Here is a 26,424-nt window from a genome sequence, read left to right on the forward strand (position 1 = left end):
CGTGCTGGAACGGTCCTTCGGGCATCTGCCCGACCCCGGCGGGGTGTTCGCCGGCCGGCGCGAGGAGCTGGCCCGCATCACCCGGTGGGTCCAGGCCGGGCGGGCCTCGGCGGTGACCCGGCCGACCGTCGTGCTGCTGCACGGCGAGCCCGGTTCCGGCCGCACCGCCCTCGCCGTGCGGGCCGCCCACGCGCTGCGCGACCAGTTCCGCGGGGCCTGCGTGGTGGACCTGCGGGGCGGCGCGGCCGGCGAGCGGCCCGTGACCACCCGGGAGGCGCTGCTGCACCTGCTGAACCGGCTCGGCGCCCCGCGCGACCGGCTGCTCTTCCGCGAGGGCGCCTCGGCGGAGCAACAGGTGCGGAGGCTCTCCGAGTTGTACCGGCGGCAGTTGAGCGGGGTGCCCGTGGTGCTCATACTCGACGACGCCGCCGACGCCGCCCAGGTGCGGGCCCTGCTGCCGGAGCGGTCCGACAGCCTGGTCCTCGTGACCTGCCGGGAGCCGTTGGACCTCGGCGCGGACGCCCCGGCCGGGGTGCACGCGCTGCCGGTGGCCGCGCTCGACGCGGCGGGCGCCGAGGAGCTGCTGCGCGCGGCGGCCGACGCGCCCGACCCCGGCCCGTACGACGCCGAGGCCTTCGAGCGGATACGGGAGCTGTGCGGCGGACTGCCGCTGGCGCTGCGGGTCGTCGGCTCCCTGCTCGGGCGTCGCTCCATGGACGAGGTCGGCCATGTCCTCGCCCGGCCCGGATGGGGCGACGACCCCGTCGGACGCGCCCTGTCCGTACGGTACTTCCTCGACTTCGACGAGGACGCCCGGCAGCTGCTCCGACGGCTCGCGCTGGCCGGGCGGGCGTCCCTCGGCGCGGCGGCGGCCGCCGCCCTGCTCGACGGGAGCGGCCCGGAGGCGGCCCGGCGGCTGCGGGAGCTCTCCGCGGCCGGGCTGCTCGACCACGTGCGCGGGGAGCGCTACCGGCTGCACGACGTGGTGCGCGCCTTCGCGGCCGGCCGGCTCCTGGACGAGGAGGACGCGGCCGAGGTCGCGGCGGCGCAGGAGCGGCTCGTCCGGAACCACGCGGAGCTCGCCGACGCGGTGATCCGGATGGTCGACGGCAAGATGTCCACCCGGGCCGACCGCTTCGACGGGCACGGCTTCGGCTCCCTGGAGGCGGCGCTCGGCTGGCTCGACGAGGAGTCCAGCTTCATCACCGCGGCCCTGCGGCACGCGGAGGGCGTCGACCAGCAGACCGTCCTCGGCCTGCTCAGCGCGCTCTGCGACTACTGCCTGCTGCGCGGCGACCTCTACCGGCTGGGCGAGATCAACGAGCTGGCCGAATCCGTCGGGCAGGGGCTGCTCACGCGCTCGGTGCGGTGGCGGACCGGCATCGCGGCCCGGCAGCTCGGCGAGCTCGACAAGGCCCACAAGACGCTGACCTCGGTCGTCTCCCTCTACCAGGAGGCCCACCAGGACGCCGGGGCCGCGCTCGCGCTCTGCTCGCTCGGGATCACCCTGCACCACCAGGGGCGGCTCACGGAGGCCGCGACGCGCCTGCGGGAGGCGCTCGCGCTCCAGGAGCCGGAGTCCCTGGCCGCCGACCGGGGCTGGACGCTGCACGCGCTCGCGGCCGTGGAGCGCGACCGGGGCGACCTCGCCGAGGCGACGGCGCTGCTCGAACGGTCGCTCGTCCTGCACCGGGAGCACGAGTCGCTGCACGGCGAGGCGTGGGCGCACTTCCAGCGCGGGCAGGTGCTGCTGGTCCGGGGCGACACGGCGGGCGCGGAGGGCGAGCTGCGGCGCGCCCTGGAGACGTACGGACGGGTCCACGACGGTCGCGGGGAGGCCTGGGCGCTGACCCAGCTGGCCCGGGCGCGGCTCGCCGCCGGGGAGGCGGAGCCGGCGGTGGAGGAGCTGCGCGGGGCGCTCGCCCGGCACCGGGAGCAGGAGGACGCGCGCGGCGAGGCGTGGACGCTGTACTACCTGGGGCAGGCGCTGGAGGAGCGGGGCGACCGGGACGAGGCGGTGCGGGAGCTGGGGCGGGCGCGGTCGATGTTCTCGCGGATGCGGGACCTGTACGGCCTCGCGTGCGCCCGGCACCACCTGGGGCGGGTCACCCGGGACCAGCAGGCGGCGCGGGCGGGCAACCTGCGCAACTCGGGCTTCGCCCGGCAGCTCCTGGTGGACGCGCGGGCGGACTTCCGCCGGATCGGGGTCGCCCACGGCGAGGCGTGGGCCTGTCTGGAGCTCGCGATCGTCGACGCGGGCAACGGGCGGGTCCCGCAGGCGCTCGCGCTGTGCGAGGAGGCGCGGTCGCTCTTCGAGGGGTACGGCGACCGGCGGGGCTCGGACTGGGCCCGTCTGCTGCGCTGCGGGCTGCTGCCGCACGCGGTCCCGGGCAACCCGGAGCCGGGGGCGGCGTCGGCGCGCGAGGAGCTCGCGGCGCTGGCCGCTGACCGGCACCCGGCCCGCGACCCGAGGCTCGACGACTGCGTCGAGGCCCACGGCCTGCTCCTGGACCGGGGCATCGCCCCGTCGACCCCCTGGCAGGCCTGGGACCTGGGCCTGGTCCCGACCCGTCACGCCCGCGAGGTCCTGGGCGTGCGGGGAGGGCCGGGGGCGCCGTAGGCGCCCGGGGCCCCCGCACCCCGCACGTCCGGGGCCCGGACGTGCGGGGTGCGGGGTGCGGGGACGGCGCCCGGCCGTGCCCCGCGCGCCGGCGTGTCCCGGGGAGGGGACAGGGCCGCCCCCTGGGCCGTACCTCCGCGGTACGGCCCAGGGGGCGGGTGGTCACTTGCCCTTGGTGGTCGGCTTCGCCGGGGTGTCCCCCGCCGCGGCCGGGTTCGGGGCCTCCTCGAAGGAGACCTTGCCCATGTGGCGGTTCATCGACTTCATCAGCATCCAGACCGCGAGGGCCAGTGCCGCGAAGACGACGAAGCCGAGGACGCCGGGGGTCACCTTGTTCTTGTCCAGCTCCTGGGCGGCGAAGGGGACAAGCTGGGTCAGTGCCAGGTGTGCGCTCATGTCAGGCATTGTCGCGGATGCCCGCGAAGAGATCTTCCTCGGGGAGGGAGGTCGGGACCAGCGCCTTGCTGAGCTCGTACTCCTCCGTCGGCCAGACCTCCTTCTGGATCTCCATCGGGACCCGGAACCACCCGCCGTCGGGGTCGATCTGGGTGCGGTGGGCGATCAGGGCCTTGTCGCGGGTCTCGAAGAAGTCCGCGCAGGGGACGTGCGTGGTGAGGTTGCGCGCCTTGCCGCCGAACTCGTCCCAGCGCTTCAGCCAGTCCCCGTACGGCGAGTCCAGGCCGCGCTCCAGGAGGGCGTTGTGCAGGGCCTCGGTGCGGGGGCGGTTGAAGCCCTGGTTGTAGTAGAGCTTCAGGGGCTGCCAGACCGGGCCGAACTCGGCCTCCGGGTACTTCTCGGCGTCGGCCGCGCCGTCGAAGGCCACCATCGTGATCTTGTGGGTCATGATGTGGTCGGGGTGCGGGTATCCGCCGTTCTCGTCGTAGGTCGTGATGACCTGGGGACGGAAGGAGCGGATCTTGCGGACCAGCGCCCCGGCCGCCGTGTCGACGTCCTCCAGGGCGAAGCAGCCCTCGGGCAGCGGGGGCAGCGGGTCGCCCTCGGGCAGGCCCGAGTCGACGAAGCCGAGCCATTCCTGGGAGACGCCGAGGATCTCGCGGGCCTCGTCCATCTCCTTGCGGCGCACCTCGTGGATGTTCGCCTCGATGTAGGGGTCGCCCTGAAGCTTGGGGTTCAGGACCGAGCCGCGCTCGCCGCCCGTGCACGTCACCACCAGGACGTCCACCCCCTCGGACACGTACTTGGCCATCGTGGCCGCACCCTTGCTCGACTCGTCGTCGGGGTGGGCGTGAACGGCCATCAGTCGCAGCTGCTCAGTCAAGACTCGATCCTCAGTGATTCGACGCGGAGGGTGGTCTCTATAGTGACGGAATCGGGGGAGCGAAAATTCCGCCACCCCCGGCTTCGAGAGGATTCCCATGAGCGCGGTGCGAGAGCAGCTGCCCGAGGGGCGCTACGGGCGCTCCGCGGATGAGCGGGCCGACCGCAAGCTCAAGATCGCGGGAGCGGTGCTCGGGGTCCTCTTCCTCGGCATGATGGGCTGGTTCGGCTGGCACTACGTCGTCGACAGCAAGATCAGCGCCGAGCTGATCAAATTCGACGTGGTGAGCGCCGACGAGGTCCAGGTGCACCTGGAGATCCGCAAGGACGAGGGCGTCAAGGGCGTCTGCACGCTGCGCTCGCGCTCCGAGGACGGGGCCGAGGTGGCCCGCAAGGACGTCCGGATCGACGACGCCGCGACCCGGGTCGACCGGGTCTTCTCGCTCCGTACGACCGCCCGCGCGACGAGCGCCGAGCTCATCGGGTGTACGGCGCGGTAGCGGTGGGTAGGGACGGGGTGTCGAGTCCCGGCGAGTCACCTCGGTGACCTGGGGAGACGCCATTCCGGTGGTTTATGTCCTCCCGCTTTTCGCCACTCATTGTTAGGCTCGTGGTTTCGCCCACCCGGGACAGCACCGCTTTTCCGTGTAGGGCGATGCTTTGTATTCCCAGTACCTACGAGGAGCACCCGTGACCCAGACCAGCGACAACGTCACCTGGCTCACCCAGGAGGCGTACACCAAGCTCAAGGACGAGCTTGAGTACCTGACTGGTCCCGCGCGTACCGAGATCGCCGCCAAGATCGCAGCGGCGCGCGAAGAGGGCGACCTGCGCGAGAACGGCGGGTACCACGCGGCCAAGGAGGAGCAGGGCAAGCAGGAGCTCCGGGTCCGCCAGCTCACCCAGCTCCTGGAGCACGCCAAGGTCGGCGAGGCCCCGGCGGAAGAGGGCGTCGTCGCGCCCGGCATGGTCGTCACGATCGCCTTCGACGGCGACGAGGACGACACGCTGGACTTCCTGCTCGCCTCCCGCGAGTACGCGAGCGACGACATCGAGACCTACTCGCCGCAGTCGCCGCTCGGCGTCGGCGTCAACGGCAAGAAGGTCGGTGAGGACGCCGAGTACGAGCTGCCGAACGGCAAGAAGGCCACGGTGAAGATCCTCAGCGCGAAGCCGTACACCGGCTGAGCCGCACTCCGCGAGCGAAGGGCCGGCCCCCGCGGGGGCCGGCCCTTCGTCGTGTCCGGCGGCCGAAGGCCCCGGGGGTCACGCCGTCGCCGAGCGGTATTTGCGGACCGAGAGCGTCCGGAAGACCGCGATGATCAGGATCGACCAGAGCAGCGACGCCCACACCGCGTGCTGCATCGGCCATGCGTCGGAGGTCGAGACGCCGGGGTTCCCGAAGAGCTCGCGGCAGGCCTGGACGGTCGCGCTGAACGGGTTCCACTCGGCGATGGGCTGCAGCCAGGAGGGCAGCTTGCTGGAGTCCACGAACGCGTTCGAGATGAACGTGACCGGGAAGAGCCAGATCAGCCCGCCCGAGGTCGCCGCCTCCGGGGTGCGGACCGAGAGGCCGATCAGCGCCCCGATCCAGGAGAAGGCGTAGCCGAGGAGGAGCAGGAGGGCGAAGGCGCACAGCGCCTTGGGGACGCCCTCGTGGATGCGCCAGCCGACCAGCAGGGCGACGACCGCGAGGACGACGAGGGTGAGCGTCGTCTGGACCAGGTCGGCGAGCGTGCGGCCGGTGAGGACCGCGCCGCGGGCCATCGGCAGGGAGCGGAAGCGGTCGATCAGGCCCTTGTGCATGTCGTCGGCGATCCCCGCGCCCGCTCCGGCCGTGGCGAATGTGACGGTCTGGGCGAAGATGCCGGCCATCAGGAACTCGCGGTAGACGGTCGGGTCCGTCGACTCGCCGATCTGCATCGAGCCGCCGAAGACGTAGCTGAACAGCACCACGAACATGATCGGCTGGACGAGCCCGAATATGATCATTTCGGGTATGCGGGACATTCTGATCAGATTGCGGCGCGCGATCACGAGCGAGTCGTTGACGGACTGGACGATCCCCCCGCGCGGGCGCGGGGCGGTCGGCTCGTCGGCCGACCCCAGGGCTGTGGTCACCTCACGGCCTCCTTCCGGCTCTTCCGGTCCCCGGCCGCCGGCTCGCGCCGCTCGCCCTCCTCCTCGCCCCGGTCGGCGGCGTGGCCGGTGAGGGAGATGAAGACGTCGTCGAGGGTCGGGCGGCGCAGCCCGATGTCGTCGATCTCGACGTCGACGCCGTCCAGGTCGCGGATGACCTCGGCGAGCAGCTTGGCGCCGCCGGTGACGGGGACGGTGAGCTTGCGGGTGTGCTGCTCGACGGACACCTCGCCGTGGCCGATCCCCGCGACGCCGTAGCGGGCGAGGACGTCCCGGGCGTCGTCGATCATCTCCGGTCCGTGCACGACGACCTCCACGCGCTCGCCGCCCGTCCGGTCCTTGAGCTGGTCCGAGGTGCCGCGGGCGATGACCCGGCCGTGGTCGACGACGCAGATGTCGTGGGCGAGGTGGTCGGCCTCCTCCAGGTACTGGGTGGTGAGGAGCAGGGTCGTACCGCCGGCGACGAGCTCCTTGACGACGTCCCAGAGCTCCTGCCGGTTGCGCGGGTCGAGGCCGGTGGTCGGCTCGTCCATGAACATGACCGGCGGGGAGACGACGAGGGCCGCCGCGAGGTCGAGGCGGCGGCGCATGCCGCCGGAGTACGTCTTGGCCTGCCGGTCGGCGGCGTCGACGAGGTGGAACCGTTCGAGCAGCTCGTCGGCCCGCGCCTTCGCCGCCCTGCCCCTCATCTGGTAGAGCTGCCCGACCATCTGGAGGTTCTCGCGGCCGGTGAGGTACTCGTCGACGGCCGCGAACTGGCCGGAGAGCCCGATCGAGCGGCGGACCTCGTTGGGGTGCTTCAGGACGTCGATCCCGGCGACGACGGCTCTTCCGCTGTCGGGCTTGATCAGTGTCGTCAGGACCCGCACGGCGGTCGTCTTCCCCGCGCCGTTCGGGCCGAGCAGACCGAGGACCGTACCCTCCGGCACGTCGAGGTCCACCCCGTCCAGAGCTCGTACGTCCCCGAAGGTCTTCACCAGACCCTCGGCGTATATCGCGCCTGGCATGTGGATTCTCCCAAGGAGATTCGGGCGTTTCCTACCGATCCTAGGATTCCGGAACGGCCCCCGCCCGGTGAATCCGTGACGCGGAGCGCACGATCGGGCGGGGAGGGCGACGCCGGGGGCGCCCGCCCCGGAGGCTCCGCCGGGCGACGTCTCGCGTCCCCCTCGCATCCTCCCGCGTCCCCCCGCGTCCGTCCCGGGTGTCCCGGGCCGGGTCCGCGCGCCTGTCGGCGTGCCGTGGCCGGACCGGCCGCCGCGCACGACGGGCCCCGGGAGGAGACGTACGGGGGCGTACGGAGGAGGCGTACGCGCGGCCGTCAGCCGAGCACCGTGTACCCGGCGTCCCGCAGCGCCTCCTCCACCTCCCGGCAGTGCTCCGGGCCCTTCGTCTCCAGGTGCAGCTCGACCTCCGCCTCCGTCAGTCCGAGGCGCGGATCGGTCCGTACGTGGCTCACGTCCAGGACGTTCGCGTCGACCACCGTCAGGACCGCGAGGAGCGTCGCGAGCGCCCCCGGCCGGTCGGTGACGCGCAGCCGCAGGCTCAGGTAGCGGCCGCCGGCGGCCATGCCGTGCCGCAGGATGCGCTGGAGCAGCAGGGGGTCGACGTTCCCGCCGGAGAGGACCGCGACGACCGGGCCCCGGAAGGCCTCCGGGTCGGCGAGGAGGGCCGCCACCGGGCTCGCCCCGGCCGGTTCGACCACCAGCTTCGCCCGCTCCAGGCAGAGCAGCAGCGCCGAGGAGAGCGCGTCCTCGGAGACCGTACGGACCTCGTCGACGTACTCCTGGATCAGGGCGAACGGCACGTCGCCCGGGCGTCCGACCTTGATCCCGTCCGCCATCGTCACCGGCGAATCGATCACCACCGGGTGTCCGGCGGCCAGCGAGGGCGGATAGGCGGCCGCGCCCTCCGCCTGGACGCCGATCACCTTCACGTCCGGCCGCACCGACTTCACCGCGAGCCCGATGCCGGCCGCGAGTCCGCCGCCGCCGATGCCGACGAGGACCGTCCGCACCTCGGGGCACTGCTCCAGGATCTCCAGGCCGACCGTGCCCTGCCCGGCGATGATGTCGGGGTGGTCGAAGGGGTGGATGAAGACCGCGCCGGTCTCGCGGGCGTACTCCTCCGCCGCCGCGAGCGTCTCGTCGACGACGTGGCCGTGCATCCGGACCTCGGCGCCGTACTCCCGGGTCGCCGCGACCTTCGGCAGCGGGGCGCCGACCGGCATGAAGACGGTGGCGTGCACCCCGAGCAGTTTCGAGGCGAGCGCGACGCCCTGCGCGTGGTTGCCGGCGGAGGCCGCGACGACCCCGGCGGCCCGCTCCTCGGGCCGCAGCCCGGCGATCCGCACGTACGCCCCGCGCAGTTTGAAGGAACCGGTGCGCTGGAGGTTCTCGCACTTGAGGTGGACCGGGGCTCCCACCAGCGAGGACAGGTGACGGCTGCCCTCCATCGCCGTCACCCTGGCCACCCCGGCCAGCATCTTCTGCGCCCCCCGTACGTCGTCGAGCATCAGCCGGTGCAAGGGGTATGGCGTACGGAAGCTCATGACAGCAAGTCTCGCAGCTCACGACCCCCGTGGCCGCCCGGCGGGCGGGTCGGGGAACGGGTTTGCGCAGCGCCGGTACGGACCCCGGCGGGGCCGCGTACTCTGTCCCCCACCGACCGACCACCCCCGCACGAGAGAGACCCACAGCCATGCCCAATTCTCAGGACATGACGACTGCGCTCGACCCCGGTCTCCTCGATGCCCTCCAGCACCAGGTGGCCGTCTTCGCCCGCCGCGCCGAGCAGACCCGCCTCGGCGGCACCGGCCAGCTCCGCAACTCCATGGACCGCGCGGCCTACCTCCTCCTCAACCGCCTCGACCAGGAAGGCCCGATGGGGGTGAAGGCGCTCGCGGCGGGCATGGGGATCGACTCGTCCACCGTGACCCGCCAGGTCGCCCCGCTCGTCGACACCGGCCTGGTGAAGCGGACCTCGCACCCGGAGGACGGGCGGGCGGTCGTCCTCCAGCTCTCGCCGCGCGGCCTCGCGCGCCTGGAGGAGGTCCGCTCCTCGCGCCGGCAGCTGATGGCCGAGGTCACGGAGGGCTGGACCCCGGACGAGCGGGAGTCCTTCTGCACCCTCCTCACCCGCTTCAACACCGCCCTGTCCGCACGGCAGTCGGCGCACACGGGCCACGCACCGGCCGGGACCGGGTCCACGCAGACCTCTTGACCCCGCACCCGCGCTGTCCTCAGATGAGGAGGTGCGAGAGCGGCAGCGCGGAAGGGATGCCCAACCCGCCCACCCCACCCGGGAGTTCGAGGCGTTCGTGGCCGGGGCGGCGGGGCGGCTGCTGCACGCCGCGACGCTGCTCACCGCCGAGACCCGCGCCCACAACCCGTACGCCCAGGGCCTGCTGACCGCCGCCCTCGCGCACACGTACGCGGTGTGGGACCGGCTGCGCGACGAGGACCCGTACGACCTCGCGCGCCGCGACATCGCCGCCCGCTTCGCCCGCACCGCCTGGCGTCACCACGGCGGGCGGGGCGGGGTGCTCGCCGCACTCTCCCCGCAGGAGCGGCTCGTCGTCGTCCTGCGGCTGTACGAGGGGGTCGCGGAGGAGCAGGTCGCGGCCCTGCTGGGCCTCTCCGAGGCCCGCGTCCGCGCGGTGTGCGCCCGCTCGGTCGGCACGCTCGGATCCGCCGCCCGGGCGGCGGCATGAGCCGGCGCCGGTACGAGGACGAGGAGGCGGCGGTGCGGCGGCTGCTCGACACGCAGCACCCGCCGGTCCCCCGCGACCTCGCGCTGCGGGCCGCCGCGCGCGGGGCCCGGCGGCTCCACCACGCCCGGCGGGTCCGGCGCGTGCTGTGGGTCCTGGGCGCGGTCGCCGTGCTCGCCTTCGTCGCGTGGGCGTCGACGGCCCACCCGTGGGAGGTCCCGCCGGCAGAGACGACACCGCCGCTTGAAGGGTGGTGAGCTCGCCTCCGCCACAGGGCGACGGCCGGGATCCCGGCCGTCACCACCGGTGCCGTCAGCCCAGCGCCTGGCGCAGGTCGGCGAGCAGGTCGTCGACGTTCTCGATGCCCACCGAGATGCGGACCAGATCGGCCGGGACCTCCAGGAGGGAGCCCGCGACGGACGCGTGGGTCATCCGGCCCGGGTGCTCGATGAGGGACTCGACGCCGCCCAGCGACTCGCCGAGGGTGAAGAGCTGCGCGCGGTTGCAGACCTCGACGGCCGCCTCCTCGCCGCCCTGCACGCGGAAGGAGATCATGCCGCCGAAGGACCGCATCTGCTTGGCCGCGATCTCGTGCCCCGGGTGCTCCGGGAGGCCCGGGTAGAGGACCTGGGTGACCTTCGGGTGCTGGGTCAGCATCTCGGCGATCTTCGTCGCGTTCTCGCTGTGGCGGTCCATGCGCACGGCGAGGGTCTTGATGCCGCGCAGCACGATCCACGAGTCGAAGGGACCGGCGACCGCGCCCATCGCGTTCTGGTGGTAGGCGAGCTCCTCGCCGAGCGCCTCGTCCGCGGTCACCAGGGCGCCGCCGACGACGTCGGAGTGGCCGCCCATGTACTTGGTGAGCGAGTGCACGACGACGTCCGCGCCGAGCGCCAGCGGCTGCTGGAGGTACGGCGAGGCGAAGGTGTTGTCGACGACGAGCTTCACGCCGGCCTGGCGGGCGACGCCGGCGACGGCCTCGATGTCGGTGATGCCGAGCAGCGGGTTCGAGGGGGTCTCGACCCAGATCAGCTTCGTGCGGTCGTTGACCGCGCCGCGCACCGACTCGATGTCGGAGGTGTTCGCGACGGAGAAGTCCACGCCCCAGCGCTGCACGACCTTGGCGAAGAGCCGGAAGGTGCCGCCGTAGGCGTCGTTCGGGATGACCACGTGGTCGCCGGGCGCGAGGAGCGCGCGCAGCAGGCAGTCCTCGGCGGCGAGGCCCGAGGCGAAGGCGAGGCCGCGACGGCCGCCTTCGAGGGCCGCGAGGTTCTCCTCCAGGGCCGTACGGGTGGGGTTGGCGCTGCGGCTGTACTCGTAACCGCCGCGCAGCCCGCCCACGCCGTCCTGCTTGTAGGTGGACACCTGGTAGATGGGCGGGACGACCGCGCCGGTCAGCGGGTCGGCGGTGTTGCCCGCGTGGATCGCGCGGGTCTCGAAGCTCTGATGGGAGTGCTGGTCGCTCATGGGTCAGGAGCGTAGTCCCGTACGCCTCCTGCCGCTTCGATCGTCTCACCGGGTGTCCTGGACAATGGACACATGGACATTCTCTGGTTGCTGATCGCGCTCGGCCTGCTGTTCGGCGTCCTCGGTCCCTTCGTGCTGCGCCGGCGGGGCGCCGGGGGGATCCGGCAGGTCGCGCCGGGGGCCCCGGACGCGGCGGACCCGGAGGCGTACGGCTTCGTGCGGCAGGAGGAGCAGGACGTGCGGCTGCCGGGCGCCGACGACGAACTCCTGCACGTCCTCGACGTCGTCCAGGCCACCCAGGACTGGCGGCCGGCCTCGCGGCTGCTCGCCGCCACCGGCACGGAGGGCGAGGTGCGCTGGCAGCGGGTGCAGGCCTTCGCGGGCGCGGCCTCCCTGGAGCTCCAGGAGCGGCCCGGCGCCGGCGGCGCGTGGCTGCGGACCTGGCGGGCGGAGGAGCCGAAGGACGCGGGCGGCGCGGCCGTGCACGCCGAGTTCCTGGTGCAGCAGGCGTGGCGCTCCTCGACGGCCGGGACGGACGACTTCCGGATCATCCTGGAGGAGGCGCTGAAGGTCACCGAGGAGGCGGCGCTGCTCGCCCCCGGCGACCCGGTTCCGTACATCACGCGGCTCGCGGTGGCGCGCGGACTCGGCTACGGGCACGAGCAGTTCGACCAGGTGTGGGCGAAGGTGATCGACCGCGCGCCGCAGCACATGGGGGCGCATCTGGCGGCCCTGCACTACTGGTGCGAGAAGTGGCACGGTTCGCGCGAGGAGGCCGACCACTTCGCGACGACGGCGGCGGCGCGCGCCCCCCAGGGGTCGCTGCTCGCCGCGCTGCCGCTGTTCGCGGTGTTCGAGCACGTGCCGGAGGTGGTGATCGTGCAGGACTTCTGGCGTACGGCGGTGGTGTCCAAGGCGATGGACGGCGCGCTGTACGCGGTCCACTCGGCCCGCCCCGACGACCCGATGCTGGCGCACGTCCGCCATCTGCTCGTCTGGTTCCTCGTCCGCTCGGAGCGCTGGGCGGAGGCCATGCACCAGCTGGTGCGGGTCGACGGGCACGTGGGGGCGGTCCCGTGGACGCTGAGCGGCGACCCGGCGGCGGAGTTCACGGTCTTCCGGAACCTGGCGGTCGCGGGCTACGAGGCGAACGGCGGCAGCCCGGCGACGCTGCCGCGCTGACGTCCGCGACGCTGCCGCGCTGACGCCGACGACATCGCCGCGCTGTCGTCAGCGCCCGGCCCACCTGCGGAAACCGTGTGGACGGCGTCCGTTCCGGTGGGCCATGATCCGGGTGCCCCCCACTGCTCGTAAGATCGTCATCACGCTTTTCCCGTGGGGGGAACCTGCCCGATGGGCGCCACTCTGCGCGCGCTGCGCGCCCTCGTCCTGCTCGCCGGCTTCCACATGCTCGGCCTCGTCCTGCTCGCCCTGCTCGGCACGCTGGACTGGGCGGCCTACCGGTGGGCTCCGGCCGTGTGGGCGCTCAGGATGTACGTCGTCAGCTTCGTCCTCGCCGTCCCCGTCGTCCGCGGCATGGTCATGCTGCGCACGCCCCGCGACGAGGGCACCGCGGGCGTCCCCGTCACCGAGGAAGCGGAGCCCCGGCTCTGGGCGGCCGTACGGGATCTCGCCGAGCGGGTCGGGACCCGCGCGCCCGACGAGATCCGGCTCACCGCCGACATGAACGCCTCCGTCACCGAGGACGCCCGCCTCCTCGGCCTCCTCGGCGGCACCCGCCGCCTCTACCTCGGACTGCCCCTGATGGCCGGCCTCTCCGAGGCCCAGCTGCGCGCCGTGCTCGCCCATGAGCTCGGGCACTACGCCAACTCCGACACCCGGCTCTCCGGGATCACCGAACGCAGCCGCCTCCACGTCGCCCGTACCGTCGACCGGCTCGAGGAGAAGTCCGGCCACAAGGTCGCCAAGCAACGCGCCCGGCAGGAACGCAGGTCCGCCAAGCGGGTCGCCAGGGGCAAGTCGCCGAAGGAGGTCGACACCACCGGCGCCGGATTCACCTACCGCGCGACGGCCCGGATCTACACGGCGTACGGCCGCTTCTCCATGCGGGCCACCCAGAGCGGCTCCCGCCGCCAGGAGGTCGCCGCCGACCTGGCCGCCGCCCGGATCGCCGGACGCGACGCCACCGCGTCGGCGCTGCGGGCGCTCCCGGCCCTCGGCAGCGCACACGACTTCTACCTGGACTCGTACGCCACCCTCGGCGTCGAGTTCGGGATGCTGCCGCCGCGCGGTGAGGTCTTCGGCGGGGTGCGCCACCTGCTCGACGCCCGCGCCGAGGAGCTGGCGGAGCTCCGGGCCGAACTGCCCGCCGAGCCCGCCTCGCCGTACGACTCGCACCCGCCGACCGCCGACCGCGTCGCCGCCGTCGAGGCCCTGCCCGACGACGGCCGGGCCGCCGAGGAGACCCTCCCGGCCTTCGGCCTCCTCGCCTCGCCCGAGGCGGCGCTGTGCCGGGTCGAGGACGCCACCCTGGCCCCGGAGGCGCTCCGGATGCGCCGCCTGGACTGGCCGGACCTGGTCCACGAGGCGATGACCGCGAGGTACGTACGCGACACGGAGCCGCTGCGCGCGGCGATCGTGGAGCTGCCGGACGCGGGGACCTCCCGCGCCCCCGGCCTCGTCGCCGAGGTCGAGGCCTTCCTCGACGCCGTCGACGCCGGCACGGTCTGGGACCTCGTCGAGCGGCTGCCCAAGTCCGACGAGGCCGCCGCGGCGACCGGGCGGGCCGCCCGGGAGTTCGCCCGCTCCTCCCTGCGGCGCGAGCTCGCCCGCCTCCTGACGACCGCGCTGGCCCAGGACGGCCGCGCCCGCTGGCAGCTCTCCTGGTCGGCCCCCGCGTCCCTGCGCCTGCCCGACGGGTTCACGGAGGAGCTCCCGGCCGCGCTGGAGGCGGCGATCGCGGACCGGCCGGACACGGGGCGACTGCGGAAGCTGCTGGCCGCTGCGTGACCGGCCGCGACCCGCGGCCCGCTACCCGTGACCCCGTACCCCCCTCGTCCCCTCCCACCTGTCCACCTGTCCCCTCCCGCCCTCCCGAGAAAGTCGCTCCATGCCCCGTCTCCTCCCCCTGATCGTCATAGCGGTCGCCCTCTACCTCTGGTGGAAGTCCCGCCGGAGCCGTGGAGCGGCCGCCCCCGCCGCGGAAGCCCCGCGCGTCTCCGCCCGCGCCCTGGAACTCGGCTTCCTGCCGGAGGACCGGCTCGACACCGAGCGCAGCCGCCCCCGGGAGCCCCACGTGGCGGCCGCCGTCGCCGCCGCCCGGGCCGGCGACTGGGAGCCCGGCGCCGCCCTGCTCGCCCCCACCGTCGACGGCCCCGACTGGGAGCTGCGCACCGGTCTGGTCGGCGCCCTCGGCGACGTCGCCGTCGACGACGACGCCTGGCTGACCGCGTGGGAGAAGGCCGAGCCGGAGAACCCGAGCGCCGCCGCCGTCCGCGCCTGGAGCACCGTCGGTCTCGCGGGGAAGCTGCGGGGCTCGGCCCGCGCGTCCGAGACGAGCCGCGAGCAGTTCGACGACTTCCACCGGATGATGGCCCGCGCCGACGAGGAGATCACCCGCGCCGCCGAGCTGAACCCGGCCGACCCGACCCCGCTGGTCAGCGCCGTCTGGGTGGCGCTCTCCCTCGGCTCCTCGCACGAGGAGATGCGGGAGCTGTGGAAGCGGATCGTGGACCGGGCCCCGCACCACTACGACGCCCACTTCGCCGCGCTGCAGTACTGGTGCCAGAAGTGGCGGGGTTCCGTCGAGCTGGCCACCGGGTTCGCCACGAGCGCGGCGGCGACCGCCCCGCGCGGCAGCCTGCTGACGGCGCTCCCGCTGATCAGCTGGTACGAGCACGAGTCCTTCGGCCACACGAAGAAGGGCTTCACGGGCCCCGAGGTGTCGGCCCTCGTCGACGCCCTCGCGGCGGACGTCGCGGCCGCCCGGCCCGACGACCCGCACCTGCCGGAGGCACGGCTGCTCCTCGCCTGGTACCTGGTGCGGCTCGAACGGCACGCGGAGGCGCTCGCCCAGTTCCGGATCGTGGACGGCTTCATCGGCGCGTTCCCGTGGAACTACCAGAGCGATCCGGCGGGGGCCTACGTGCGGGCCCGCGAGAAGGCGATCGCCGGCGCGTCATGACCGTCCTGCTCTGGGTCGTCCTGACCCCGCTCGCCCTGTGCGTGGCCGCCGTCGCCCTCGTGTTCCTCGTCGCGATCGTGCGCGGCCTCCTCAGGGACGTGCGCACCGATCCGGACACCGACGCGACCGCCGCCCGCGTCGCCGCGCTGGGGCTGCTGCCCGCCGAGCGGCAGCACACCGAGCTGGCCGCCCCGCTGTCGCCGGCCCTCTCGGTGGCGCTCGTCTCCGCCCGGGCCGGCGACTGGGGGCCGGCCGCCGAACTGCTCGACGCGACCCTGGAGGCAGGCGACTGGGAGGGCCGTTCGGCGTTCTCCGAGCGGCTCGCGGACCTGGCCGCCGAGGAGGACGGCTGGCTTCGGGAGTGGGAGGAGGCCCGGCCGGGCGATCCGGGGGCGGCCCTGGTGCGGGCGCGCGGGACGGTGTTCCTGGCGTGGAACGTACGCGGCGGGGCACGGGACGAGGACACGTCGCCCGAGCAGGAGGAGGGCTTCCGCCGGGTGCTGGCCCGCTCCCGGGAGGAGCACGTGCGCGCGGTGGCACTCGCCCCGGCCGACGACCCCTCTCCGTACGTGGCCGAGATCTGGACGGCGCTCGGCCTCGGGCTGCCCCACGAGGAGCTGCGCCGGCTCTGGCGGGAGGTCGTCGACCGGGCCCCGCACCACTACGAGGCCCACTTCGCGGCGCTCCAGTACTGGTGCGGCAAGTGGAGCGGCTCGGCGGAGCTCGCGCGGGCGTTCGCCGTGCGGGCGGCGGCCGGGGCGCCGCCCGGCACTCTGATGACGGCGCTCCCGCTGATCGCGCATTTCGAGCACGACGTGTCGGACTCGACGGACGTCGACCGCACTCCGGAGATGTTCGCCGCCGTGGACGCGCTGCTCGCGGACGTGGCGGCCGCCGACCCGGCCCATCCGCGCCTGCCGGAGGCCCGGCACCTGCTCGCGTACTACCTGTGGCTGCAGGACCGGTGGGAGGAGGCGATGGGGCAGTTCCGGCTCGTGGACGGTCATGTCGGCGCCCTGCCCTGGCGGTACAAGGCGGACCCGGCGGAGGAGTTCTGCCGGGCCCGCGACGCGTGCGCGGAGCACGTCACGGGCGGGGAATCGGGCCCGTACCCCCGGCGTTGACGAAACTGCCGACCGTCGAGGAGAGATGCAGCATGTTCCTGTCCCGCACCCCCGTCCTCCCCACCCCCGAGCAGGCCCTGCGCGGCCGTCCCGAGCCGGAGTTCTCCGTGCCCGAGCGCCACACCGTCCTCGGCAACCCGCTCCTCGGCCCCTACCCGGAGGGCCTGGAGGTCGCCGACTTCGCGCTGGGCTGTTTCTGGGGGGCCGAGCGCAAGTTCTGGCAGACCGACGGCGTCTGGACGACCCTCGTCGGCTACCAGGGCGGCTACACGCCGAACCCGGCGTACGAGGAGGTCTGCTCCGGCCTGACCGGGCACACCGAGGTCGTGAGGGTCGTCTTCGACCCGTCGAAGGTGTCGTACGAGTCGCTCCTGAAGCTCTTCTGGGAGTCCCACGACCCCACCCAGGGCTTCCGCCAGGGCAACGACGTGGGCACCCAGTACCGCTCGGCGGTCTACACCCACTCCCCCGAGCAGGCACGGCAGGCCGAAGCCTCCCGCGAGGCCTACCAGAAGGTCCTGACGGCCTCCGGCTACGGCGAGATCACCACCACCGTCCTCCCGGCCGACGAGACCCGCCCCTTCTACCCGGCGGAGGCCTACCACCAGCAGTACCTGGACAAGAACCCGGCGGGCTACTGCGGCATCGGCGGCACGGGCCTCTCCTGCCCGATCGGGGTCGCGAAGGCCGAGTAGGACGCCGGGGCGGGGCTCAGGACCGGCCGCCGCCGCAGGTCGCCGTCGAGCACCAGCGGCGGCGGCCGGTCGTGTCCAGGAAGAGCCAGCCGCAGTCGTCGCTCGGGCAGGCGCGGAGGGTGAGGCGGCGGGGGTCGGCGAGGAGGTCGGCGGCGGCGCGGGCCGCGGCCAGGAGCGGGAGGCGCAGGCCCGTGGCGGGTGGGAGCCGCCAGTGGGCGAGGCCGTCCTCGTCGAGGTCGAGGACGGCGGCGCGGGCGGCGTCCTCGGCGACGGCCGCGACCGCGCGGAAGGCGCGGAGGTCGGACGGGGCGGTGAGGCAGGCGTAGAGGTCGGTGCGGAAGGCCTTGGCCTCCGCGAGGGCGTCGGCGGCCTCGGCGGGCCGCGTCCGGGCGAGGTCGAGGAGCCGGTCGACGAGGGGGTCGTCGGCGAGGGCCTGGTGGCCGGCCCAGACGGCGAGGGTGCGGTAGGTGCGGAGCCAGTCGGAGCCGGGCACGGCGGGGGCGCGGTGCCAGCCCGCGTAGGTGTTGCAGAACTCCAGGGCCGGGTGGCCGCCGGTGGACCAGGGCAGCCACTCCTCGCGGACGCGGACCGCGTAGAGGGGGGCCGGCGGGCGGTCGAGGCGGGGGTCGGCGTTCAGGATGCGTTCGTGGAGCGTGGTGAGGGCCGGGCCGGGTTCGATGCCGAGCTCGGTGACGAGGTGCTCGCGGGTGGCGCGGTGGAGTTCCAGGGCCTCGGTCTGCCGGCCGGCCCGGTAGAGGGCGGTCATGTGGGCGGCCACCAGCCTTTCCCTGCCGGGGTGTTCGCCGGCGAGCGGGGCGAGGTCGGCGAGGACCCGTTCGTGGAGGCCCATGGTGAGCTGGGCCTCGGCCCGTTGTTCGAGGGCGGTCAGGCGCAGCTCGGTGAGCCGGCCGCCGAGCCGGTCCCGCTGGGTGTCGTCGAGGGTGTCGGCGAGGAGGGGACCGCGCCAGAGCGCGAGGGCGGTGTCGTGGCAGCGGACCTGTTCGCCGGGGTCGGCCGCGAGGGCGGCCCGGCCGACGAGGTCGAGGAACTCCCGCACGTCCACGGTGTGGCCGGTCGGGTCGACCGCGTAGCCGTCGTGGCGGGTCTCGACGGCCACGCCGTACGGCTTGAGCGCGGCCCGCAGCCGGCCGACGTAGGTGTGGAGGGTGGCTCGGGCGGTCTCGGGCGGGGCGCCGTTCCACAGGAGGTCGGCGAGCCGGTCGGTGGGGACGGGACGGCCCGCCTCCAGGAGGAGGATCGCGAGCAGGCACCGCTCCTGGCGGCGGCTTCCGGGCCGCACGCGGCGCCCTTCGTGGCGGGCCTCGAACGGGCCGAGAAGGGTGAAGTCCATGGTGCCGGACACCCTAGGGGGCCGTGGTCAGGATGTGGTCAGGGGGTGCGTGGAGGGTGGTCTCCGTTCCGGTCCACATCCCTGTGAGGAGATTCCCTTGCGACGTGTTCCCCTGGTTCTCGCGGCCGTCGGCATCGTGTGCGCCACCGCCGCGCCCGCCACCGCGGGCGAGACCGGCGACGGCTGGGAGCCCGCTCCCTCCCCCGCCTGGTCCTATCCGGCCGGTGCGCGGTGCGACTTCGCCGTGCAGGGTTCGCCGGTGGTCGACGAGGTCGCGCGCCGCACCCTCGCCGCGTACGAGGACGGCACGAAGGTCGTGGAGTACAAGGGCGATCTGGTGGTGCGGGTCGTCAACTCCGCGACCGGCGCCTCGTACGACGCGGACGCGAGCGGCCGGGCGGTCGTCGAGATCCGGCCGGACCGCTCGCAGACCTGGTACGTGGTGGGGCCGATCCTGGCTGGCTTCGGGGAGGGCGGCGGGAACGTGCCGCGCGGCCTCTACACGGTCGACGGCGCCTACACGCTGGACGTCTCCGCGACCGGGTACAAGACCTTGACCGTGCTGCGCGGCTCCACGGACTCCCTCTGCGACAAGGTCGCCTGACGGGGGCGCGGCGGGCGGACCGGGAGCCGGGTCGTCCGCCGCGCGGGGTGATCACCGTCCGCGTCCTCCGGCCGAGGCCCACCACCAGCGGTACCCGGACAAGAACCCGGCAGGCTGTGCGGCACCGGCGGCAGGGGCCTGTCCTGTCCGGCCTCACGAAGGCCGAGTAGGACCCCGGGGCCCCGTTGCCCGGTGGGGCCCGAGCTCATCGATCGCACCTCGCCCACGGCTGCTGGCGGCCTTCGTCCAAGGGGGCACCCGGAATGCGGTCGAACTCCCAGGATCCTCTGGTCTTCATGCGGACCGACTCCGCCACGATCCCTCGCGCCCGGGTCACCACACGCTGCACGGTTTGAGCCGGCTCGTGGTCCGCCCTGATCCCCAGAACGCGACGGACGCGCCGCTCGCTGACATCGGCCCGTCCGAACAGTTCGCCGCACAGTGCCGCCACCACACGAGCCGTCTTGTCGGGCGGAAGATCGCCGTGCTTCTCCCTCACGGCCTTCCGCGCAATGCCGTAGAGACTCTGCTCCACAAAATTGGCGTAGCGGTCGGCCAGGGTCCGGTGCGACTCGGCTTCCTCCGTGTCGAGGTCGGTCCGGAAAGCGGTCCGGCTCGCCACCACGAGGTCGAGGCGCGCTTCCGAACAGGCTACGGTCTGCCGCAGTTCCTCGGCCTCCGCCCGCACAGAGCCGGTGTACGCGCGGAGTTCCGTGCTGTGCGGTGTCGTGGCACGGGGCGGTGTCGTTGCACGGGCCGGGCTCATACGTCAATCTTCGTCAGGTCGGACGTCGCCCGCCGCGGCCGCCCGAGTGCCACGCAGGTGGGCCGCCGTCCGTACGGGGTCGTAGCCCTCCGGGGTGCCGTCGACGAGGAGGATGTCGCCGGCCATGTGGCGGGTGCGGAGGGGGATCAGGGCCTGGTAGGCGTCGGAGTCGTACCAGCCGCGGGCGTCTTCGAACGTCGGGAAGCCGATGATCACGACGGCACCGGGCCAGGTGCCCTCACGGACCTCGCGGGCGGGGGCTCCGTGGACGAGGAAGCGGCCGCCGAAGGGGTCGAGGGTGGCCTGTATGTGCTCCATGTAGACGAATACCTCGTCGTTGAGGACGGGCTCCGGGTGCAGGTTTCCGATGGCGTATGCGGTCATGAGGACAGCGTGCCGGGGCACGGCGTCCGGGTCGATTACCTCGGACGTCATGCCCCGCCGCCGGGTGGATCAGATCGTGGCCGTGTCGATCACGAAGCGGTAGCGGACGTCGCTCCTGAGGACGCGCTCGTACGCCTCGTTGATCTGGTCGGCGCGGATCAGTTCGATCTCGGCGCCCAGGCCGTGCTCGGCGCAGAAGTCGAGCATCTCCTGGGTCTCGGCGATGCCGCCGATCATCGAGCCGGCGAGGGTCTTGCGGCCGCCGATGAGGGAGAAGAGGCCGATCTGGACGGGCTCCTCGGGGGCGCCGACGTTCACCAGGGCGCCGTCCGTCCTGACCAGGCTCAGGTAGGCGTTGAAGTCGAGCGGCGCCGAGACGGTGGAGATCACCAGGTCGAAGGTGCCGCGGAGGGCGGCGAAGGTCTCCGGGTCGCTGGTGGCGTGGTAGTGGTCGGCGCCCAGCTTGAGGGCGTCCTCCCGCTTCTTCAGGGACTGGCTGAGGACGGTCACCTCGGCGCCGAGCGCGTGGGCGATCTTGACGCCCATGTGGCCGAGGCCGCCGAGGCCGACGATGGCGACCTTCTTGCCGGGGCCGGCCTGCCAGTGGGCGAGCGGGGAGTAGAGGGTGATGCCGGCGCAGAGCAGCGGCGCGGCCTCGTCGAGGCCGATGCCCTCGGGGATGCGCAGGGTGTAGTTCTCGTCGACGACGATGTGGGTGGAGTAGCCGCCGTAGGTCGGCTCGCCGTTCTTGTCGAGCGCGTTGTACGTGCCGGTGCCGCCGGTGACGCAGTACTGCTCCAGGCCGCGCAGGCAGTACTCGCACTCGCGGCAGGAGTCGACGAAGCAGCCGACGCCGACCCGGTCGCCGACCCGGAACTTCGTGACGCCGGGGCCGACCTCGGCGACGATTCCGGCGATCTCGTGGCCGGGGACCATCGGGAAGATGCCCTCGCCCCAGCCGTTGGTGGCCTGGTGGATGTCGGAGTGGCAGATTCCGGCGTACTTGATCTCGATGAGGACGTCGTGCTCGCCGACGGGCCGGCGCGGCACGGTGGTGCGCTCCAGCGGGGCGTTGGCGGCGGGTGCGGCGTACGCGGGGACGGTGGTCACGTTCGTGGTCATGGACGCAAGCCTGCCGGAGGGCGGCGGCGCCACCCAGCCACCTGCTCTGCCTACGTCCGGCGTGCCTACCACTGGCAGGGTCAGGAACGCACGTCCGTGCGCGCGGTCCGGCGGCGATAATGGGGCGGTATGGACCTCAGTGCCGAACTCAGCGAATTCCTGCGTTCCCGCCGGGCCCGGCTGAAGCCGCAGGACGTGGGCCTGCCCGAGTTCGGGCGGCACCGGCGGGTGCCGGGCCTGCGCCGCGAGGAACTGGCGCAGCTGGCCGGGGTGTCCGTGGCGTACTACACGCGGCTGGAGCAGGGCAACGGGCGGAACGTCTCCATGGAGGTGCTCGACTCCATCGCCCGGGCGCTGCGGCTGAGCGACACCGAGCGGGCGCATCTGACGCATCTGGCGAAGCCGACGGTGAAGAAGCGGCAGCGGGCGGCGATCGCGCGTCCGCAGCGGGTCCGGCCGGGGATCTCGTACCTGCTCGACTCGATGGACGGGGTACCGGCGTTCGTCCTGGGCCGGCGGCTCGACATCCTGGCCTGGAACCGGATGGCGCGGGCGCTGATGGGCGACTTCGCGGCCTGGGAGCCGGCCGAGCGGAACATGGCCCGGATGGTCTTCCTCGATCCGAACGCGCGCGATCTCTACGTCGACTGGGAGTGCAAGGCGGTCGAGGTCGTGAGCGCGCTGCGGCTGTACGCGGGCTGCTATCCGGACGACAAGGAGCTGCTCGCGCTCGTCGGCGAGCTGTCGGTCCGGAGCGAGGAGTTCCGATCGCTGTGGGCGGCGCACACGGTGACCGACAAGGGGCACGGGACGAAGCGGATACGGCATCCGCTGGTGGGCGAGATGACGTTGTCGTACGAGTCCCTGAAGGTCGCGGGCGACGATCCGGACCTGATGATCGTCACGTACCACGCGGAGCCGGGGACGCCCTCGGCGGACGCGCTGCGGCTGCTCGCGCAGTGGGGCGTGGACGAGCCCGTGGACGTACGGGAGTGACGGGAAGGCCCCCTCCCGGTGCGGGAGGGGGCCTTCTTCGTGACGCGCGTACGGACGTGCCGGGGTCAGACCGCCGAGCCGGCCTTCCACTCCGACCAGCTCATGTTCCAGCCGTTGAGGCCGTTGTCCGGCTTGATCGTCTTGTCGTTGGAGTTCTTGACGATGACGACGTCGCCGATCATCGAGTGGTCGAAGAACCAGGCGGCCGTCTGGTTCGGGTCGCCTGCGCCCTTGACGTCGGCGAGGCCGACGCAGCCGTGGCTGGTGTTCACGTTGCCGAAGATCGACCGCGCGCCCCAGTAGTTGCCGTGGATGAAGGTGCCGGAGCTGGACAGGCGCATGGCGTGCGGCACGTCCTTGATGTCGTACTCGCCCTTGCCGTCGTCGTCGGTGAAGCCGACGGTGGCGCCGTTCATCCGGGTCTCCTTGAACTTCTCGGAGATCACCATCTGACCGTTGTAGGTGGTGTTCTCCGGGGAGCCGGCGGAGATCGGGATGGTCTTGATCGTCTTGCCGTCCTGCTGGACCTTCATGGTCTTGGCGGCGGCGTCGACGACGGAGACCTGGTTGCGGCCGATCTTGAAGGTGACGGTCTTCTGCTGGACGCCGAAGACGCCGTCGGCGCCCTCGACGCCGTCGAGGTTCAGCTTCAGCGTGACGGTCGAGCCCTCGGTCCAGTACGTCTCGGGGCGGAAGTCGAGACGCGTCGAGTTGAACCAGTGGCCGACGACCTCCTGGCCGGAGCTGGAGGAGACCGTGATGCCGCTCTGGACGGCCTTCTTGTCGGTGATCGCCTTGTTGAAGTTGATCGAGACCGGCATGCCGACGCCGACGGTCGAGCCGTCCTCGGGCGTGAAGTTGCCGATGAAGCTGTTGGCCTGCGAGACGGTGGTGAACGAGGAGTTCTCGTGGGCCTCCAGGCCCTCCGCGTCCGTGGCGGTGGCGGCGATCTTGTAGACCGTGGCCCGCTTGAGCTGCTCGCTCGGCTTCCAGCTGAGCCCGTCGGCCGCTATCTCGCCCTTGACCGTGGCGCCCTCGGCGGAGGTCATGGTGACCTCGGTGAGCTTGCCCTCGGTGACGGTGACCTTGGCGTCGTTGTTGATGGAGGCGTTCTGGGCGCCGTTCTTCGGCGAGATGGTGATCTGCGCCTTGGAGGTCTTCTGCGCGGCCGCCTCGTCGACCTGGGCCTGTGACTGCGGCGTCGCGGAACCGGAGGCACTGCCGTCCTTGTCCCCGTCGTTGCACGCCGAGAGCACGAGTACGCCGCTGAGCACCGCGGCCGCCGCCGCCAGGCTCCTGCGGCGCTTGCCGACCGTCATCACACGCTTCTCCATCGTCGCCGGTTCCCTGCCAACTTCTTCTATGAACGCCCATGACACCCCGTCCGGTTCCGTGACCGGAGGGTTTGTGGGCAATGCCACTGATCCACGGGGAACACCACTCGTCCACACGCACGGGGCCCGGCCTCCGGTTCCCGGAGCCGCGAAAAAGGCCCCGGGACGGCGTCCCGGGGCCCGCGCTCGTGCGGTTCCCGCCTCAGCGGTCGTCGTCTTCCTCGGCCCCATCTTCCTCGCCGAGGTCCCACTCCAGCGCATCGGGGTCGTAATCGATCTCCTCGCTGCTCCAGGAGGCCTGGACCATCTCGATGCCGGGGACGTCGCGGATCAGGTCGAAGGGCTCGACGAGGTAGGCCAGCGCCTCTGCGCTGTCCTCGCGCGCGGCCTCGCGCGCGTGCGCCCGCTCCTCCTCGGGCATGAACTCGTCGCCGTCGATCCGGGCCTCGGCGGCCTCGGTCAGCTCGGCGGGACCGTCGATCTCCAGGACGACATCGACGCGAAGGCGGACATAGCGTGTGGACTCACTTGTGCTCATGGGTCGGAGCGTAGGGGGCCGGAGGGCCTCGGCTTTCCCGCGACCCGCTGTGTTCCGTAGCATCTGCGCACCGACCAATTCGCGGTTTCCGCAAGGGGGATCGAAATTTCCGTGTCCGCCGCCCCACGCCCACTGCTGACCGCCCTCGCCGCGGGGGCGCTGCTGTGCGCCCTGTGGTTCGTGCCGTCCGCGAACGCCACCGACCGGGAGGGCGGGGCCCGGATCGGGGTGAGCCGGAGCGGTCCCCTCACGGACGACGGGCACCTGGCCGAGACCGGGGGACGGAACACCACGGCGTATCTGCTCGGCGGGGCGGGTTTCCTGGGGGTCGGGGCGGGTTTCGTGGCGCTCGCGATGCGGCGCCGGGGCCGCGCCTTCTGACGGTCCGTCCGTACGCGTGAAGGGCCGCCCCCCGGATGCCGGGGGCGGCCCTTCCGTACGGCTCGTCGTTACGCGAGCGGGCCGGTGACCGGCTCCACGGCCGCGACCAGCTTCCCTTCGCGCACGAAGGCGTCCGCGCCCGCCAGGTCGGGGGCGAGGAACCGGTCCGGGCCGGGGCCCTCGACGCCGGCCGCGCGCAGGGCGTCGATGGCGGCCTGCGAGGCGGGCGCCGGGGTGAGGCCCTCGCGCAGCTCGATGCCGCGGGTGGCGGCGTACAGCTCGACCGCGATGATCCGGTTGAGGTTGCCGATCGCGGTGCGCAGCTTGCGGGCGGCGGACCAGCCCATGGAGACGTGGTCCTCCTGCATCGCGGAGGACGGGATGGAGTCGGCGGAGGCCGGGACGGCGAGCCGCTTCATCTCGCTGACCAGGGCGGCCTGGGTGTACTGGGCGATCATCAGGCCCGAGTCGACGCCGGCGTCGTCCGCGAGGAACGGCGGGAGGCCGTGCGAGCGGTTCTTGTCGAGGAGCCGGTCGGTGCGGCGCTCGGCGATGGAGCCGAGGTCGGCGGCGGCGATCGCGAGGAAGTCGAGGACGTAGGCGACGGGGGCGCCGTGGAAGTTGCCGTTGGAGCGGACCTCGCCGCCGGGCAGCACGATCGGGTTGTCGACGGCTGCGGCGAGCTCGCGCTCGGCGACGAGCAGGGCGTGGGCCATGGTGTCGCGCCCGGCGCCGGCGACCTGCGGGGCGCAGCGGATCGAGTAGGCGTCCTGGACGCGGGGGGCCTCGCCGGCCTGGAAGTGGCCGGTGAGGCCGGAGCCCTTGAGCACGGCCAGCATGTTGGCGGCGGAGGCGGCCTGGCCCGGGTGCGGGCGGACGGCGTGCAGCTCGGGCTCGAGGACCTTCTCGGTGCCGAGGAGGGCTTCGAGGGAGAGGGCGGCGGTGATGTCGGCCGACTTGTAGAGGACGTCGAGGTCGGCGAGGGCCATGATCAGCATGCCGAGCATGCCGTCGGTGCCGTTGAGGAGGGCGAGGCCCTCCTTCTCCTTGAGCTCGACGGGGGCGATGCCGGCGGCGGCGAGGAGCTCGCCGGCGGGCTTCACCACGCCGTCGGGGCCCTCGGCGTCGCCCTCGCCCATGAGCGCGAGGGCGCAGTGGGAGAGCGGGGCGAGGTCGCCGGAGCAGCCGAGGGAGCCGTACTCGTGGACGACGGGGGTGATGCCGGCGTTGAGGACGTCGGCCATGGTCTGGGCGACCTCGGGGCGGACGCCGGTGTACCCGGAGGCCACGGTCTTGAGGCGGAGGAACATCAGGGCGCGCACGACCTCGCGCTCGACTCGCGGGCCCATGCCGGCGGCATGCGAGCGGACGATGTTGCGCTGGAGCTGGGCGCGGAGCTCGTGGCTGATGTGCCGGGTGGCGAGTGCGCCGAAACCGGTGGAGACCCCGTAGACGGGCTCGGGCTTGGCGGCGAGCGCGTCGACGATGTCCCGGGCGGCGGCCAGGGCGGCCACGGCCTCGGTCGACAGCTCGACGCGGGCGCCGTGGCGGGCGACGTCGATGACGTCCTGCGGGGTCGTGCCGGACGTGCCGAGGACGACTGTCTGCATATCCATATTCAGCACCCTACGGACTGAAGACCAACATGTCACTAGCCGATTTTGTCACCGTCCCCACACGGGACGGCCCCTTACCGGCTCGTAGCTCGCCACCGGCCTTCCGGTCCGCCTCCCGAAGCCCGTCGGAACGGCGCCGGAACCGCCACCGGGACG

The 26,424-nt window shown here is 73.1% G+C and carries 27 protein-coding genes; 14 read left to right on the forward strand and 13 right to left on the reverse strand.

The genetic code is table 11. From position 1 onward, the window contains the following. The coding region (locus tag K7G60_RS27970) for a tetratricopeptide repeat protein (RefSeq protein WP_225803733.1) at positions 1 to 2,620 on the forward strand (2,620 nt) is incomplete at its 5' end. Between the two features lie 162 nt (positions 2,621 to 2,782). Here K7G60_RS27970 and K7G60_RS27975 read toward each other — a convergent pair. Further along, positions 2,783 to 3,025: a hypothetical protein gene (locus K7G60_RS27975; RefSeq protein ID WP_225803734.1), complete on the reverse strand. Its 243-nt coding sequence runs from the start codon at positions 3,023 to 3,025 to the stop codon at positions 2,783 to 2,785. Then, positions 3,018 to 3,899: a mycothiol conjugate amidase Mca gene (mca, locus tag K7G60_RS27980; RefSeq protein ID WP_225803735.1), complete on the reverse strand. Its 882-nt coding sequence runs from the start codon at positions 3,897 to 3,899 to the stop codon at positions 3,018 to 3,020. Before mca ends, K7G60_RS27975 begins: the two co-directional genes overlap by 8 nt. Positions 3,900 to 3,996: 97 nt before the next feature. Here mca and K7G60_RS27985 point away from each other — a divergent pair, with 97 nt between their 5' ends. Together K7G60_RS27985 and greA are read left to right on the forward strand one after the other, a co-directional pair. Then, complete coding sequence (locus tag K7G60_RS27985; protein WP_225803736.1) at positions 3,997 to 4,398, forward strand: DUF4307 domain-containing protein; 402 nt, start codon at positions 3,997 to 3,999, stop codon at positions 4,396 to 4,398. A gap of 190 nt (positions 4,399 to 4,588) precedes the next feature. Then, positions 4,589 to 5,086, forward strand: a complete 498-nt coding sequence (gene greA / locus K7G60_RS27990) for a transcription elongation factor GreA (protein WP_190155071.1) — start codon at positions 4,589 to 4,591, stop codon at positions 5,084 to 5,086. 78 nt (positions 5,087 to 5,164) lie between these two features. Here greA and K7G60_RS27995 read toward each other — a convergent pair whose 3' ends face one another. The 3 genes from K7G60_RS27995 to ilvA all read right to left on the reverse strand — a co-directional run bounded on the left by K7G60_RS27995 (position 5,165) and on the right by ilvA (position 8,588). Continuing rightward, complete coding sequence (locus tag K7G60_RS27995; RefSeq protein ID WP_225803737.1) at positions 5,165 to 6,019, reverse strand: ABC transporter permease; 855 nt, start codon at positions 6,017 to 6,019, stop codon at positions 5,165 to 5,167. Further along, the gene (locus K7G60_RS28000; RefSeq protein WP_225803738.1) at positions 6,016 to 7,044 is read right to left on the reverse strand and encodes an ATP-binding cassette domain-containing protein; all 1,029 of its coding nucleotides are present in this window, start codon (positions 7,042 to 7,044) and stop codon (positions 6,016 to 6,018) included. Before K7G60_RS28000 ends, K7G60_RS27995 begins: the two co-directional genes overlap by 4 nt. A gap of 314 nt (positions 7,045 to 7,358) precedes the next feature. Then, on the reverse strand, positions 7,359 to 8,588 hold the full coding sequence (gene ilvA / locus K7G60_RS28005; protein WP_225803739.1) for a threonine ammonia-lyase: 1,230 nt from the start codon (positions 8,586 to 8,588) through the stop codon (positions 7,359 to 7,361). 149 nt (positions 8,589 to 8,737) lie between these two features. Between ilvA and K7G60_RS28010 the strand changes: the two genes are divergently transcribed. From K7G60_RS28010 to K7G60_RS28020, 3 genes are read left to right on the forward strand one after another with little or no spacing between them, the layout of a single operon-like run. After that, positions 8,738 to 9,259 (forward strand): MarR family winged helix-turn-helix transcriptional regulator, encoded by a 522-nt coding sequence (locus tag K7G60_RS28010; protein WP_225803740.1) that lies wholly within the window; start codon positions 8,738 to 8,740, stop codon positions 9,257 to 9,259. 31 nt (positions 9,260 to 9,290) lie between these two features. Then, positions 9,291 to 9,749, forward strand: a complete 459-nt coding sequence (locus K7G60_RS28015) for a sigma factor-like helix-turn-helix DNA-binding protein (RefSeq protein WP_225803741.1) — start codon at positions 9,291 to 9,293, stop codon at positions 9,747 to 9,749. Further along, positions 9,746 to 10,003, forward strand: coding sequence for a hypothetical protein (locus K7G60_RS28020; RefSeq protein WP_225803742.1), 258 nt, complete (start codon positions 9,746 to 9,748; stop codon positions 10,001 to 10,003). Before K7G60_RS28015 ends, K7G60_RS28020 begins: the two co-directional genes overlap by 4 nt. Before the next feature lie 55 nt (positions 10,004 to 10,058). Here the strand turns inward: K7G60_RS28020 and K7G60_RS28025 are convergent, their stop codons facing one another. After that, entirely contained in the window at positions 10,059 to 11,213 is a 1,155-nt protein-coding gene (locus K7G60_RS28025; protein ID WP_225803743.1) for a cystathionine gamma-synthase, read from the reverse strand. 72 nt (positions 11,214 to 11,285) lie between these two features. On the opposite strand from K7G60_RS28025, the gene K7G60_RS28030 reads away from it, so the two are divergent. The 5 genes from K7G60_RS28030 to msrA all read left to right on the forward strand — a co-directional run bounded on the left by K7G60_RS28030 (position 11,286) and on the right by msrA (position 17,176). After that, positions 11,286 to 12,395 carry a hypothetical protein gene (locus K7G60_RS28030; protein WP_225803744.1) on the forward strand — a complete coding sequence of 370 codons (1,110 nt, stop codon included), beginning with the start codon at positions 11,286 to 11,288 and terminating at the stop codon, positions 12,393 to 12,395. 171 nt (positions 12,396 to 12,566) lie between these two features. Beyond that, positions 12,567 to 14,183 (forward strand): M48 family metallopeptidase, encoded by a 1,617-nt coding sequence (locus K7G60_RS28035; RefSeq protein ID WP_225803745.1) that lies wholly within the window; start codon positions 12,567 to 12,569, stop codon positions 14,181 to 14,183. A 100-nt stretch (positions 14,184 to 14,283) separates the two neighbouring features. Continuing rightward, on the forward strand, positions 14,284 to 15,357 hold the full coding sequence (locus K7G60_RS28040) for a hypothetical protein (RefSeq protein WP_225803746.1): 1,074 nt from the start codon (positions 14,284 to 14,286) through the stop codon (positions 15,355 to 15,357). Then, entirely contained in the window at positions 15,354 to 16,481 is a 1,128-nt protein-coding gene (locus K7G60_RS28045) for a hypothetical protein (RefSeq protein ID WP_225803747.1), read from the forward strand. Before K7G60_RS28040 ends, K7G60_RS28045 begins: the two co-directional genes overlap by 4 nt. A 32-nt stretch (positions 16,482 to 16,513) precedes the next feature. Beyond that, complete coding sequence (msrA, locus tag K7G60_RS28050; RefSeq protein WP_225803748.1) at positions 16,514 to 17,176, forward strand: peptide-methionine (S)-S-oxide reductase MsrA; 663 nt, start codon at positions 16,514 to 16,516, stop codon at positions 17,174 to 17,176. A 16-nt stretch (positions 17,177 to 17,192) separates the two neighbouring features. Here msrA and K7G60_RS28055 read toward each other — a convergent pair whose 3' ends face one another. Further along, positions 17,193 to 18,527, reverse strand: coding sequence for a BTAD domain-containing putative transcriptional regulator (locus K7G60_RS28055; protein ID WP_225803749.1), 1,335 nt, complete (start codon positions 18,525 to 18,527; stop codon positions 17,193 to 17,195). Between the two features lie 97 nt (positions 18,528 to 18,624). Between K7G60_RS28055 and K7G60_RS28060 the strand changes: the two genes are divergently transcribed. Next, the gene (locus K7G60_RS28060; protein WP_225803750.1) at positions 18,625 to 19,131 is read left to right on the forward strand and encodes a hypothetical protein; all 507 of its coding nucleotides are present in this window, start codon (positions 18,625 to 18,627) and stop codon (positions 19,129 to 19,131) included. 205 nt (positions 19,132 to 19,336) lie between these two features. Here the strand turns inward: K7G60_RS28060 and K7G60_RS28065 are convergent, their stop codons facing one another. From K7G60_RS28065 to K7G60_RS28075, 3 genes are all read right to left on the reverse strand, one after another. Further along, a complete protein-coding gene (locus K7G60_RS28065; protein ID WP_225803751.1) occupies positions 19,337 to 19,897 on the reverse strand; it encodes a hypothetical protein in 561 nt (186 codons plus the stop codon). Between the two features lie 3 nt (positions 19,898 to 19,900). Then, positions 19,901 to 20,281, reverse strand: coding sequence for a DUF1330 domain-containing protein (locus tag K7G60_RS28070; protein WP_225803752.1), 381 nt, complete (start codon positions 20,279 to 20,281; stop codon positions 19,901 to 19,903). 69 nt (positions 20,282 to 20,350) lie between these two features. Continuing rightward, positions 20,351 to 21,403: an NAD(P)-dependent alcohol dehydrogenase gene (locus K7G60_RS28075; RefSeq protein WP_225803753.1), complete on the reverse strand. Its 1,053-nt coding sequence runs from the start codon at positions 21,401 to 21,403 to the stop codon at positions 20,351 to 20,353. A 129-nt stretch (positions 21,404 to 21,532) separates the two neighbouring features. Between K7G60_RS28075 and K7G60_RS28080 the strand changes: the two genes are divergently transcribed. Next, positions 21,533 to 22,399, forward strand: a complete 867-nt coding sequence (locus tag K7G60_RS28080) for a helix-turn-helix transcriptional regulator (RefSeq protein WP_225803754.1) — start codon at positions 21,533 to 21,535, stop codon at positions 22,397 to 22,399. Between the two features lie 65 nt (positions 22,400 to 22,464). Here the strand turns inward: K7G60_RS28080 and K7G60_RS28085 are convergent, their stop codons facing one another. Then, positions 22,465 to 23,733, reverse strand: coding sequence for an Ig-like domain-containing protein (locus K7G60_RS28085; RefSeq protein WP_225803755.1), 1,269 nt, complete (start codon positions 23,731 to 23,733; stop codon positions 22,465 to 22,467). A gap of 202 nt (positions 23,734 to 23,935) precedes the next feature. Next, positions 23,936 to 24,271, reverse strand: coding sequence for a hypothetical protein (locus K7G60_RS28090; protein WP_225803756.1), 336 nt, complete (start codon positions 24,269 to 24,271; stop codon positions 23,936 to 23,938). Positions 24,272 to 24,382: 111 nt separating this feature from the next. Here K7G60_RS28090 and K7G60_RS28095 point away from each other — a divergent pair, with 111 nt between their 5' ends. Further along, positions 24,383 to 24,652, forward strand: a complete 270-nt coding sequence (locus tag K7G60_RS28095; protein WP_225803757.1) for an LPXTG cell wall anchor domain-containing protein — start codon at positions 24,383 to 24,385, stop codon at positions 24,650 to 24,652. Between the two features lie 68 nt (positions 24,653 to 24,720). Here K7G60_RS28095 and hutH read toward each other — a convergent pair whose 3' ends face one another. Next, positions 24,721 to 26,262 (reverse strand): histidine ammonia-lyase, encoded by a 1,542-nt coding sequence (hutH, locus tag K7G60_RS28100; protein ID WP_225803770.1) that lies wholly within the window; start codon positions 26,260 to 26,262, stop codon positions 24,721 to 24,723. Between the last annotated feature and the right edge of the window lie 162 nt (positions 26,263 to 26,424).

It is taken from the genome of Streptomyces sp. NK15101, assembly GCF_020400725.1.
Lineage (GTDB): Bacteria > Actinomycetota > Actinomycetes > Streptomycetales > Streptomycetaceae > Streptomyces.